Below are 12,190 nucleotides of genomic sequence, written 5' to 3'. Positions count from 1 at the left end.
GGCCGGCTCGGCGCCGGACTCGGCGGCGGGACCTGGCTGCTGGGCGGCCGGCAGGAAAATAAGAACCAGTGCAGCCAGCACCAGCAGCAGGCCTGCCAGAACCGCGGGCCGGGAAACCTGCGCCAACAGCGACGGGCCGGGCCCATCACCTGGCGAGCGGAAAGGCGCATTGATGGGGGTGTGCTGCTGACCGAGACTGGGCTTGCCGGTTTGCGGCAACAGCGCCAGCACCTGGCCGGCGTCGATCTTCAGCGTGCGGCAGACGCTTGCCGCAAGCGCACGGACAAATACCGCGTCGGGTAACAGATCGAGCCGGTCGGCCTCAAGCGCTTCAAGCTTTTTGACCGGTACCTTCAGGGCCACTGCGAGTGCCGCGATATGCAGGCCCGCCATCTCCCGGGCTTGCCGGATCAGGGAACCGGCGCTGGGAACAGAACCATCGACAGGCTGGCCGGCGATCCCCGGCCGCAACGCATCGTCCTGCGTCATTGCAGGGCTGCCGTTGAACTCACTCATTGAAGGCTCCTCGGTCATACGCAGCCGCCTCACGCGATTGTCCAAAACGTTTTTTCAGCTGATCAGCCAGTTGCATCATCGCTTCGCGATTGCCCAGGCTTCGCTCCACCTTGATGCCCAGCCACAGGGTTTCAGCTCTGGCCAGATCGCTGTTATTTACACGACGAATGTAGAACTGCGCACGCGACAGGTCACCGCGCTGGAAAAGCGCGTTCGACAAGTGATAGCCGGTAATAGGGTTGCCCGCATCCAGTTCATAAGACTGCGACAGGCTGCGCTCACCTTCAGCCGCCTGGCCTGCACTGATTTGGCAAATGCCTTGCGTCATCAGTGTTTTGGCCGACCCGCCATACGAAGGGATAGCCAGGGCGCGCCCGAACAGGGCGATCGACTCGCCATATCTTTTTTGCTGGCACAGCAGCCAGCCGTAGTTATGCAGAATGTCGCCGTCACGCGGGTTGAGCGCCATCGCACGGCGAAAACTGTCTTCGGCCAGCGCGTTGTCGCCCATGCGCATGTAGACCAGGCCGCGCAGGTTGTGGGCATCGGGATAGGACGGATCCGCGAGCAAAGCCTGCTTGAGTTCATCGAGGGCGACATTGGTCTGGCCCTGCTGGAAATAGTTGGCAGCAAGCTCAAGTCGCAGACGCGCGCGCTTGCGCCCGTCCGTTTCATCCGACTCGGTCATGACCTCCGCGCGCCCGCTAGCGGCGCCGGACGCGGCACCCGGTGTGCCGGCGCAGCCGGCCAGCAGCACGGCCACCCAACAGGCAGAAAGCCAGATGGCATTGCGGACGAAATTCATACACCGACCCCCTTGGTTACAACCTTGATTCCCTTGAGCATACCTTGCCGCCGCGTCGCCATGCGCTGCTCGACACCGGTGCGGTCCTGCACATCGCCGGCCAGTTGCCCGCAAGCTGCATCGATGTCGTCGCCGCGTGTTTTCCGGACGGTGGTCACGATACCCGCATCCAGCAGAATTTTCGCAAAAGCCATGACCTGCGGCATGCCGGACCGCTTGAGGCCCGAGGCCGGGAAGGGATTGAAGGGAATCAGGTTGAACTTGCAGGCCAGACCCTGCACGGCATGTTCACGCATCAGGGCAAGCAGCTGGTGTGCATGCTCTGGTTGGTCATTGACGCCGTCGAGCATGCAATATTCAAAGGTGATGAAATCTCGGGGCGCCGCCACCTGGTAACGGCTGCAGGCCTGCAGCAGTTCGGCAATCGGGTATTTTTTGTTGAGCGGCACAAGATTGCTGCGCAGCTTATCTTCAGGCGCATGCAGCGACACTGCCAGTGCCACGGGGCAATCTTGGGCCAGACGGTCCATCATGGGCACCACACCCGAGGTGGACACAGTGACGCGCCGGCGCGAGAGCCCATAGGCATGGTCATCCAGCATCACCCGCAGGGCAGGCAACAGTTGCGAATAGTTCTGCAGCGGCTCGCCCATACCCATCATCACCACGTTGGAGACAACTCGCTCCTCCTTGCCGAGGTGCTTGCGCAGGAAGTGCTCGGCGTACCAGAGCTGGCCAATGATCTCGGCCGTCGTCAGGTTGCGGCTGAAGCCCTGATGGCCGGTGGAACAGAAGCGGCAACCCACGGCACAGCCGGCCTGTGAGGAAATGCAAAGCGTTCCGCGGTCGGATTCGGGAATAAAGACGGTTTCGATGACGTCGCCAGCACCGACATCAAACAGCCATTTGATGGTGCCATCGGCCGAATCGTGGCGGGACACCACCTTGGGCCCCTCAATGTGGGCTGAAGCGGGAAGTTTCTCGCGAAGGGATTTCGCCAGATCGGTCATCTGGTCGAAGCTGGTCGCACCCTTCTGGTGAATCCATCGGAACAGCTGGGTGGCCCGGAAACGTTTTTCTCCGAGCCCCTCGCAAAACGCAGCCAGACCTTCCAGATCGTAATCAAGCAGGTTGGCTGTCATCGCATCGGAAATTCGCGAACTAGCGCGAATAGATGTTCATGCCCGCGAAGAAGAAGCTGATCTCCACCTGGGCGGTTTCGGTGGCGTCAGAGCCATGCACGGCGTTGGCATCAATGCTGTCGGCAAAATCGGCGCGGATGGTCCCGGCGGCGGCTTTTTTCGGGTCCGTGGCGCCCATCAGGTCGCGATGTTTCAGAATCGCGTTTTCGCCTTCAAGCGCGGAAATCATGACCGGGCCGGAAATCATGAACTCAACCAGGTCCTTGAAGAAAGGACGCTCTTTGTGCACCGCATAAAAGGCTTCGGCCTCGCCGCGCGACAGGTGCGCCATCCGGGCCGCAACCACTTTCAGGCCGGCAGCCTCAAAGCGTGCATAAATTTGACCAATGACATTTTTGGCCACTGCATCGGGTTTGATGATGGAGAGAGTGCGTTCGATCGCCATGAGATTTCCTTAACCTTGATTTTCTGGGCTTTATTCGAATCGAATAAAGCCTCTGATTTTAACCCGGGGCCAATGGCCCTGGTTAAAAAGTGCGTGGGCTTGCGCCGGGAGTCAGCGGTTTCCGCCGCGGTTGCCGCCACCGCTGCGATTGCCGCCACGGTTTCCACCACCGCCCCCCCCGCTGCGCCGCTGGCCGGAACCTCCGCCGCCGCCGCCAGGGCCACCGCCACCACCACCACGGCGCTGGCCCTGACCAGGCGCCTGACGCTGGCGGGTGAAGGTTTCCGCACCAATGTAGCCGAATGACGTTTTCATGGGGTCAGGCTGCGCCCCGCCCGGACTCTTGTCGCCCCGGTCACCGCGATCACTCCCACGGTCATCGCGGCGTTTCGGGCCTTGCCCGCCGGCATTGCCGCCGAACTTGCCCGGCGGGCCGGACCGGGGACCGGCGCCATTGCCTCCGTTTCCCCCATTGCCACGACCACCCTTGGCACCGCGGCGCCGGTTGCCGTCGCGCGGCGCCTCATTCCGGTTCATCGGCGGTTGCAGGTCGAGCGGATCGTGTCCGGCTTCGTCGTCCTGGTCACCCGGTTCACTTGCCCTGTTGTTTTCGGGCATGGCCTGCGCGTCCACCGGCCTGACGACTCCGTTATCCGGCCGCCCACGCCCGCCGCGCGGGCGGTCCGTGCGGCGCGGTCCGCGTCCTGGGCGGCCTTCGCCGGATCCGGCCTCGCCTGCTTCTGCGACGTTCCTGTGCGCGCCACGCGGATCGGCACGGGCTTCCGAACGCCCGACAGCGTTGGTCAGCGCCGCGATGTCGCGCTCATCCAGCTCGACAAAGGCCCCTCGCTTGAGGCCGCGCGGCAAAACCACGGCGCCATAACGGATGCGGATCAGGCGGCTGACGGCGTGACCGACCGCCTCGAACATGCGGCGCACTTCGCGGTTGCGCCCCTCGGAAATTGTCACGCGGTACCAGCAATTGGCACCCTCGCCACCGCCGGCCTCTATCGTGCTGAACTGGGCCATGCCATCGTCAAGCTGCACACCATCAAGCAGCCGTTTTTTCTCTTCATTGTTCAGGGCACCCAGCACACGCACCGCATATTCGCGCTCCAGGCCAAAGCGTGGATGCATCAGCTTGTTGGCCAGCTCGCCGGAGCTGGTCAGCAGCAGCAGGCCTTCGGTGTTCAGGTCAAGCCTGCCGACCGACTGCCATTTGCCCTGGAACAGCTTGGGCAGGCGGCGAAACACGGTGGGCCGGTTTTGCGGGTCGTCATGCGAAACCACTTCGCCGGAGGGCTTGTGGTAGGCAATCACCCGCGGCGGCGGCGGATCGATACGCACCCGGATCGGTTTGCCATTGACCTTGACCGTGTCGCCAAACTGGATGCGCTGGCCGATGTGGGCCGGCTCGGCGTTGACGGAAATTCGCCCTTCCAGAATCAGTTGCTCCATTTCCAGCCGCGATCCCAAACCTGCCTGCGCCAGCACCTTGTGCAACTTGGGCGTCTCCGGCTGGGGCAACAGGACGCGCTTGGGAGGCTCGAGCGCGCCATCTTCCTCATCCGCATCAAACTTGCCGGTAATCACGTCTTCAAAGCGGGCCAGCGCCGGCGGCATGGCTGCTTGTCCGGTCCTACCCGGAGCGACCTTGCCCATGCCTTCCGCAGAAGTATCGGGAACTACCAATTCGATAGCACTCTTCGCCTGTGAATCAAGGGCTGAAGCCACTTTTGGCTCTTCAGCCTGGGAAGCTGCAGCGGTGGCCGGAGCCGGATTTTCGTTTTGATTCATGCGTTACGTTCAGGCGTTGGGGTCGATGGCCGTGGGGCTGCTCAGGGAAGCGTCCTGTTGTATGTCCGCGGGGTCGCCCGCGGCGGAAATATCTGCAAGCGCCAGGCCAGCCTCCAGCCCATCCGCCAGTTCCGGAACGGCCACTGACGCAGGCGCTTCATCCACGGCCAACGTGGCGGACATGCCAAATTCGATCTGCTCCAGCATGGAGGCCTGCCCCGCCGCGTTGTCCATCGCCGGCAGCTGGTCCAGTGACTCCAGGCCCAGGTCATCGAGAAACTGCCGTGTGGTTGCGTACAGGCCTGGCCGCCCGACGGTTTCGCGGTGGCCGATCACCTCGACCCAGCCACGGTCCTCAAGCTGCTTGAGAATCATGCTGTTGATCGTCACTCCGCGTATGTCTTCCATGTCGCCGCGGGTGACCGGCTGTCGATAGGCGATGATTGCCAGCGTTTCCAGGGTGGCACGGGTGTAACGCGGCGGTTTCTCAGGATGCAGGCGATCGAGGTATTCGCGCATCTGCGGACGGCTCTGGAAGCGCCAGCCGGTGGCGACATGCACAAGCTCCACGCCTCGCCCGTACCAGTCGTTTTGCAGATCCTCCAGCAGGAGCTTGAGGGTGTCGGCCGTGAGTGCCCCGTTGAACAAAACACCCATCTCACGCAAAGGCAGCGGCTGCTGCGCGCAAATAAGTGCCGTTTCGAGGACGCGCTTGGCATCCGTCGTATTCATGGTCTTGGTTCCGAAATGATTCGAGATAAAGGCGCCTGGCGGCGCAGTTCACATTCATGCGCAACCACAACATCTGGGCGCGCCATGCGGCGGGTAGCAGAAAACTACTGGATTTGATTGTATCCCAGCCCCAGCCGGGTCAGAGCCGCTGCCAGATCCTCCGGCAGCGGCGCCCTGAACTCGAGGGCATCACCGGTGACCGGGTGGGTGAACGCCAGCCTGCAGGCATGCAGCGCCTGACGGCCCAGACCTGCCGCAGGCCTGCCGCCATACATCTCGTCCGACACCAGAGGATGGCCGATGGAGGCCATATGGACCCGGATCTGGTGGGTCCGCCCCGTATGCAGCCTGCAGCGCACCAGGCAAAACGAGCCCTCACTCTGCAGCAGATAAAGATCGGTCGAAGCGGTCTTGCCTGCATTTTTTTCCAGGTCCACCACCGCCATGCGCAAACGGTTGCGCGGATCGCGGCCCATGGGCGCATCAACCCGGCGGCCCTTGGGGCCTTGCCAGGCGCCATGCGCCAACGCCAGGTATTCACGGCTGACACTCCGCTCGGCGATCATGGCCACCAGCTGGTCCATGACCTGGCGCCGGCGCGCCACCACCATCAGGCCGCTGGTGTCCTTGTCCAGCCGGTGCACGATGCCGGCGCGCGGCAGCCCGCTGGCCTGCACGTCGCGCGCCAGCAGTCCGTTGAGCAGGGTGCCGCTCCAGTTGCCGGGCGCCGGATGCACCACCAGGCCAGCCGGCTTGTTGATGACCAGCAGGTGCTCATCCTCAAAAACGACCTCCAGCGCCATCGCCTCCGGCTTGAAGGCCTGGCTCTGTGGCGTGGGTTTGAGTTCGATCACGAGCTTGTCACCGGCCTTGACCCGGGTGGAAGCCTTGGTCGCCGTGACGCCGTTCAGTTGCACAGCGGCAGCTTCAATCAGCTGCTGCAGATAACTGCGCGAGAACTCGGGCACCATGCCCGCCAGCGCACGGTCCAGGCGTGTCCCGTGGCTTTCCACGGGAACACTCACCTCGCGCAATTCGGCATCAGCGCCGGTTTCGCCCTCCCCCAGAATCTCGTCCACCAGGCTGCCTGCGGTGATGGCGCTCGATATAATCAATTTGCTTTGTACAGAATCAGTCATTAACAGGATCAATAGCGATGTTTTCCACCAAATTATCGGTTGTTCCAGCCACACGCCCTGCGGCCGCCGCGATGCTCGCCTGTGCATTCGTCCTTTCGGCATGCTCCTCTGCCGTCAAGGATCCCACTGCCGCCTGGAGCCCGAACAAGATTTACGCAGAAGCCAAGGACGAAGCCAACTCCGGTGCTTACGACAAGGCCGTCCCGTTGTTTGAAAAGCTTGAGGGCCGCGCCGCCGGCACACCGCTGGCGCAGCAGGCCCAGCTGGAAAAAGCCTACGCCCAATTCAAGGGCGGCGAGCAGGCCCAGGCTCTGGCGACACTGGACCGCTTCATGAAGCTGCACCCGGCCAGCCCGGCGATCGACTACGCCCTTTACCTCAAAGGCCTCGTCAACTTCAACGAGAACCTGGGCATGTTCAGCTTTCTGTACAAGCAGGACCTGTCCGAGCGCGACCAGAAAGCGGCCAAGGAATCGTTCGAAACCTTCAAGGAACTGGTCAACCGGTTTCCCGAATCCAAATATTCGGCAGATGCACGCCTGCGCATGACCTACATCGTCAATTCGCTGGCCCAGTATGAGGTTCACGTGGCGCGTTATTACTACTCCCGCGGCGCCTACATTTCGGCAATCAATCGTGCGCAAACCGCGATCGCGGATTACCGGGATGTGCCGGTACTCGAAGAGGCCCTGTTCATCCTGTACAGGTCTTACGACGCCCTCAAGATGACCCAATTGCGCGACGACACCCGGCGCGTGATGGAAAAAAACTATCCCCAGAGCGAGTACCTGTCCAAAGGCTTCAAGTCGGTGGATGGTCCCTGGTACAAGTTCTGGTAAGCAGCTCCAGCCTGTCGTTCAACTCCTCTTCCGAAGCCAGGCGCTGCATCGCGGGCAATGCGCGCAGCAGCCGTTTGCCATAGCCCATCAAGGCCAGCCGGCTGTCGCAGACCACCAGTACACCCTGATCGGTTTCGCGGCGTATCAGCCGACCGGCGCCCTGCTTGAGCGCCACTGCCGCCTCCGGCAGGAAATAATCGTTAAAAGCGCTTTTGCCTTCCGACTCCAGCAGCCGGGACCGGGCTTCCACCATCGGGTCGTTCGGCGGCGGGAAAGGAAGCTTGTCGATGATCACCAGTTGCAGCGCCTCCCCGGGCACGTCGATACCCTCCCAGAACGAAGCGGAGGCCACCAGAACGCAGCCACGGCCACCCTGTCCGTCGGCTTGCCGGAAGCGCTCGATCAGGGCCCGCTTGGGCATCGCGCCCTGCACCAGCACCTCAATGTCGGATGAGCCCTCAAACGCCGCCTGCAACGCCTCGCCAATAGTGCGCAAGGCACGCAAGGTCGTGGTCAGCACCATGGTGCGGCCGCCGAGCCGGCGCGCCCAGTGCGCCGCCGAGGCCGCCACCGCCGCCGTGTGTGCGGGATCGCCCGGCTTGGGGAAATTGCGCGGGATATAAAGCGCCGCCTGGCGCGCATAGTCAAAAGGGCTGCCCACCTGCAGGACTTCGGCGCCGGTCAGTCCGCAGGGCTGCGTGAACCAGCTCAGGTGCGCGTCATCACCGAGGGTGGCCGAGGTAAACACCCATGACTTGGCCGCGGCTTTGTCGTCCGTGAAAACCTTGGCCTGGATGGCCTGGGCGATATCCAGAGGAGACTCCACCAGCCGCAGCTGGGTGCCCACATCCAGCCAGCGGACACCGCCCGGCTCCGGGGCAAGGGTAAAGCAGCGGGCACGCTCGTCCAGCTCGATGGCACGTTCGTGCAAGCGGACAAAATCAGGTGCGATTTCACTGACCGTGTCCAGGGCCTCGCAAGCCTTGGCCAGAGAGATGCAAACTGCGGCCAGCGCCCCCGTCCACTCATGCGCGTTCAGCCCTTCAGGTGTTGCCTCGTTCCAGCGCAGTTTGCTGCCCGGATAGGCTTTGCCCACGCATAAACGCAGGTCGCGTGCGGCGTGTTCGACGGCACCCGCCAGCATCTGCCAGTCCTGCAGGCCACGCGCAAGCTGCAGCCCGGTACCCAGCATGTCGCGCGAAAAATCGAGCAACTGGCCCGTGGAGAGGTTTTTCCCGAGGAACTGCACACCGGTTTCATTGAGCTGGTGCGCCTCGTCAAAAATCGCAATCCTGACTGTCGGCAGCAGCTCGGCAACGCCTGATTCGCGCACCGCCAGATCGGCAAAAAACAGGTGATGGTTGATGACCACCACGTCCGCAGCCAAGGCTTCACGGCGCGCATGGTTGACATGGCAGGCGCGAAAGCGCGGGCACTGGGTACCCAGGCAGTTTTCACGGGTGGAGGTAACCCAGGGGATGACTGGCGAACGTTCGTCCAGACCCGGGAGTTCGGCCAGGTCTCCGGTCTCCGTCACGCGTGCCCACTCTTCCACCTTGGCCAGCGCGCGAAGCGAGCTGCGTTCCGGAAAGTTGGCATCGTGGCGGGCCATCTCCATCCTGTGCAGGCACAGGTAGCTACCGCGTCCCTTGAGTAGCGCGGTGCTGACCGGCACACCCAGGGCTTTGACAAGGGTGGGCAAGTCGCGTCCGAACAGCTGGTCCTGCAGCGCCTTGGTGGCAGTGGACAGCAGGACCCGCTCGCCGCTGAGCAAGGCTGGCACCAGGTAGGAAAAGGTTTTTCCGACCCCTGTGCTAGCTTCCACCACCAGTGGGTACGCCCCCTCGATGGCGCGCGCCACGGCCAGCGCCATATCGGTTTGCCCGCTGCGTGGGATAAAGTGTTCGGTCGCGCGCGACAAGACGCCGTCGGGGGCAAAAGCCTCCAGGACTTGGGCTTCCAGGTTCATCAGGCGGGTTCAGGCGGATCGAGGGACAGCTCGAGCTGGGAAATCTGGTCGCGCAGGAGAAGGCGGCGTTTTTTGAGGCGCCTGAGCATCAACTCGTCAATCGGCACGGCATGCGATGTGAGGTCCACCAGGGCATTGAGGTCGGCATGTTCGATTTTGAGTTCTATCAGGCGGCGCTCCGGGGAGTGCAGGTTGGAGTCCAAGTTTTTTATCCGGGCAGGCAGCTTCATCTGATAATACGTCGATTACGGAGATAAATCGAGTCCACATGACTCGGCCATTCAATATGTCCAAAGGTTATCGAATTACAGCTTCCACCGGTATCCACAAAGGAGACCGCGACTACCAGCAGGACCAGGTGGCCCTGCTAAGCCATCCACGCATTGCCGGCTGTATGCTTGGCATCGTCGCCGATGGCATGGGCGGCCGAAGCGGCGGCCGCAAGGCGTCCGACCAGGTCATGATGACTGCCAAACAGCTGTTCGAGCGGTATGCCCCCGACACGGACGATGCCGCTGCGATGCTCAGGCAACTCGTGGAAGAAGCCCACACCGTGATCAAGCTTACCGCCATTTCAGCCGAGCAGGAACCGCACAGCACGCTGGCCGCGTTTTTGATCAACCCGGGGGGCGACTGCCATTGGGCACATGCGGGTGATTCGCGCATCTATCACTTCCACGGCGCCAAGCTGGTCAAGCGGACAACGGACCACTCCTATGTCCAGACGCTGGTGGACAAGGGGGAGATCACCGAGGAGGAAGCCAATGTGCACCCTCAATCCAACATCCTCATGGGTTGCCTGGGCACCGAAGAAGCGCCACCCGTCAGCCTGCACTTCATCCCCCAGTTGCGTCCCGGCGATTCATTGATTGCCTGCAGCGACGGCATTTGGCACTATTTCAGCCCGAGCGAAATGGGCTCAGCGCTTTCCATGTTGTCTCCGCGCGAGGCTACGGAATTCCTGATCCAGAAAGCCAGGTCACGCGCTCACGGCGGTGGCGACAACCTGTCGCTGGTGATTGTCAAGCTGGAAGCGCTGGCCTGAGGCTCCGGACAGGCCCTAGTTGGGGGTTGGTAAAGAGGCTGCCGGCGGTTTGGTCTGCTCGCGCTGCCTTTTCTCGCGGCTGGCTCTTCTTTCAAGCACTTCCTGCTGCTTGTCATTGTATTTCTGCACCTCGTCGGCAATCTCTGCCTGTCTTTCCGCACGAGCCTGTGCCCTCTCTTTGGAGCCTTTGAGCTTGCTGGCGGCATCGGCAGCATTCGAAGCTTCGCCCTGTTGCAGATTGACCCGTTCATCGGCTTTTTTGCGTGAACGTTCTTCCCGTGCTTCCGTGTCTTCCAGTGCTTTGGTACGGCGCTCGGCCGCCTGCCTGAGTATTTCAGGTGAGGACTTTTCTTCCGTTTTACGGAGCTGGTCGGCCGCTCTCTCGCGACGCTGCTGGTCGTTAAGAGCCACTTCGCGCTGCTTGAGCCCGGTCATCGCCTCGCGTTGCCTGAGTTTGATGGCATTCAGGCAACTGTTGACTGCAAACTTTTTGTAACAGGCTGCCTCCTCCACGTCGAATTTCGCTTCCAGCGCTGCGCGTTCGGCGTTGATCTGTTCGCGCTCGCGATCTACTGCGGCGGAGACCGGGTCATTCGCGACCTGTCCACTGGCAGCCGCGCCGAAGAGGGAAAACAGCAACAAAAAGAATAAGTTTTTCATGTCAGCTTGGTGTCGACATTCCTGCGCTCAAGTGCCAGAAACTCGGAGGACTGCATTTCATTGAGCCTTGAAACCGTCCGGGGAAACTCATGAGCCAAGGGTCCTTCCGTATATAACGCCTCCGGGGCCACTTCCGCCGACATGATGAGCTTGACGCGGCGGTCGTACAGCACATCGACCAGCCAAGTAAAGCGCCGCGCCTCGGACGCCATGCGCACGGGCATGTGGGGTACATCACTGAGCAGCACCGTATGGAACTGTGTGGCAATTTCCAGATAGTCATTTTGCGAACGAGGCCCGCCGCACAGGGTCTTGAAATCGAACCAAACGACGCCGCCGGCCTTGCGTCTGGCCTGGATTTTCCGCGCTTCAATATGCAGCACAGGTGATTCATCATGGGACTCTGCCAGCCGCTCAAAAGTTTCCCTCATTTCGGCATCCGCCTGCGGACCCAGCGGCGTGTGGTAAAGCCTGACCTGCTCCAGCGTGCGCCGGCGGTAATCGGTGCCATTGTCGACGCTGATCACCTCCAGGTGCTGCTTGAGCAGCGCAATCGCCGGCAAAATGCGGTCGCGGTGCAGGCCGTTGGGATAAAGCTCGTCGGGATGGAAGTTGGACGTGGTGACAAAACCCACCCCATTGTCGAACAGCGCCGCCAGCAGGCGGTGCAGAATCATCGCGTCGGTGATGTCGGCCACGTGGAACTCGTCGAAGCAGATCAGCCGGTAACGTTTTGCAATACGTTTGCCCAGTTCATCGAGCGGGTTGACCGTGCCCTGGAGCTCGCGCAACTCGCGGTGGACCTCCCGCATGAACTCATGGAAATGCAGGCGCGTTTTGCGCTTGAGTGGAACCGCGTTGTAAAAGCAGTCCATCAAAAAGCTCTTGCCGCGCCCCACCCCGCCATGCATATAGACGCCACGCGGGATGTCGGGCCGGTTGATCAGTTTTTTAAGCGGGTTCGAGCGCTTCTCCTTGAAGGCCGCCCACTCGGTGGCGCAGCGCTCCAGGGCGGCGACCGCGCGCAACTGCGCGGGATCGCTGGCGTAGCCCCGTGTCTTCAGCTCAGACGCGTACTCCGAACTGACGGACATCGTGTCG

General features: G+C 62.0%; 13 protein-coding genes. 2 read left to right on the top strand and 11 right to left on the bottom strand.

Going from position 1 to position 12,190, the window contains the following annotated elements; genetic code table 11:
- The 7 genes from WA904_RS16895 to WA904_RS16865 form a co-directional block, all read right to left on the bottom strand.
- A partial coding sequence (locus tag WA904_RS16895; protein WP_425198292.1) for a helix-turn-helix domain-containing protein occupies positions 1–516 on the bottom strand: 516 nt, incomplete at its 3' end.
- A complete protein-coding gene (gene pilW / locus WA904_RS16890) occupies positions 509–1,321 on the bottom strand; it encodes a type IV pilus biogenesis/stability protein PilW (RefSeq protein WP_425198291.1) in 813 nt (270 codons plus the stop codon). The genes WA904_RS16895 and pilW, both read right to left, overlap by 8 nt.
- A complete protein-coding gene (gene rlmN, locus WA904_RS16885) occupies positions 1,318–2,463 on the bottom strand; it encodes a 23S rRNA (adenine(2503)-C(2))-methyltransferase RlmN (RefSeq protein ID WP_425198290.1) in 1,146 nt (381 codons plus the stop codon). Before rlmN ends, pilW begins: the two co-directional genes overlap by 4 nt.
- Positions 2,464–2,482: 19 nt before the next feature.
- On the bottom strand, positions 2,483–2,908 hold the full coding sequence (ndk, locus tag WA904_RS16880; protein WP_425198289.1) for a nucleoside-diphosphate kinase: 426 nt from the start codon (positions 2,906–2,908) through the stop codon (positions 2,483–2,485).
- A 111-nt stretch (positions 2,909–3,019) separates the two neighbouring features.
- Positions 3,020–4,531, bottom strand: coding sequence for a pseudouridine synthase (locus tag WA904_RS16875; protein WP_425198288.1), 1,512 nt, complete (start codon positions 4,529–4,531; stop codon positions 3,020–3,022).
- Between the two features lie 183 nt (positions 4,532–4,714).
- Entirely contained in the window at positions 4,715–5,437 is a 723-nt protein-coding gene (gene scpB, locus WA904_RS16870; protein WP_425198287.1) for an SMC-Scp complex subunit ScpB, read from the bottom strand.
- 104 nt (positions 5,438–5,541) lie between these two features.
- Entirely contained in the window at positions 5,542–6,576 is a 1,035-nt protein-coding gene (locus tag WA904_RS16865; protein ID WP_425198286.1) for an RluA family pseudouridine synthase, read from the bottom strand.
- Positions 6,577–6,593: 17 nt separating this feature from the next.
- Here WA904_RS16865 and WA904_RS16860 point away from each other — a divergent pair, with 17 nt between their 5' ends.
- Positions 6,594–7,415 carry an outer membrane protein assembly factor BamD gene (locus tag WA904_RS16860; RefSeq protein WP_425198285.1) on the top strand — a complete coding sequence of 274 codons (822 nt, stop codon included), beginning with the start codon at positions 6,594–6,596 and terminating at the stop codon, positions 7,413–7,415.
- Here the strand turns inward: WA904_RS16860 and WA904_RS16855 are convergent.
- Together WA904_RS16855 and WA904_RS16850 are read right to left on the bottom strand one after the other, a co-directional pair.
- On the bottom strand, positions 7,378–9,384 hold the full coding sequence (locus tag WA904_RS16855) for an ATP-dependent DNA helicase (RefSeq protein ID WP_425198284.1): 2,007 nt from the start codon (positions 9,382–9,384) through the stop codon (positions 7,378–7,380). The genes WA904_RS16860 and WA904_RS16855 overlap by 38 nt on opposite strands.
- Positions 9,384–9,587 (bottom strand): DUF465 domain-containing protein, encoded by a 204-nt coding sequence (locus tag WA904_RS16850; protein WP_425198283.1) that lies wholly within the window; start codon positions 9,585–9,587, stop codon positions 9,384–9,386. Before WA904_RS16850 ends, WA904_RS16855 begins: the two co-directional genes overlap by 1 nt.
- Positions 9,588–9,670: 83 nt before the next feature.
- Between WA904_RS16850 and WA904_RS16845 the strand changes: the two genes are divergently transcribed.
- A complete protein-coding gene (locus tag WA904_RS16845; RefSeq protein ID WP_425198295.1) occupies positions 9,671–10,429 on the top strand; it encodes a PP2C family protein-serine/threonine phosphatase in 759 nt (252 codons plus the stop codon).
- Positions 10,430–10,444: 15 nt separating this feature from the next.
- Here the strand turns inward: WA904_RS16845 and WA904_RS16840 are convergent, their stop codons facing one another.
- Both WA904_RS16840 and zapE read right to left on the bottom strand, forming a co-directional pair.
- The gene (locus WA904_RS16840) at positions 10,445–11,089 is read right to left on the bottom strand and encodes a hypothetical protein (RefSeq protein WP_425198282.1); all 645 of its coding nucleotides are present in this window, start codon (positions 11,087–11,089) and stop codon (positions 10,445–10,447) included.
- On the bottom strand, positions 11,086–12,183 hold the full coding sequence (gene zapE, locus WA904_RS16835; RefSeq protein WP_425198281.1) for a cell division protein ZapE: 1,098 nt from the start codon (positions 12,181–12,183) through the stop codon (positions 11,086–11,088). The genes WA904_RS16840 and zapE overlap by 4 nt, the downstream gene beginning before the upstream one ends.
- Positions 12,184–12,190 lie beyond the last annotated feature (7 nt).

Origin of the sequence: Polaromonas sp., from assembly GCF_049790275.1 — a bacterium.
GTDB lineage: Bacteria > Pseudomonadota > Gammaproteobacteria > Burkholderiales > Burkholderiaceae_C > Polaromonas.
Note: the sequence above shows the minus strand (reverse complement) of the source record. Positions and strands in the feature narration are given on the sequence as shown.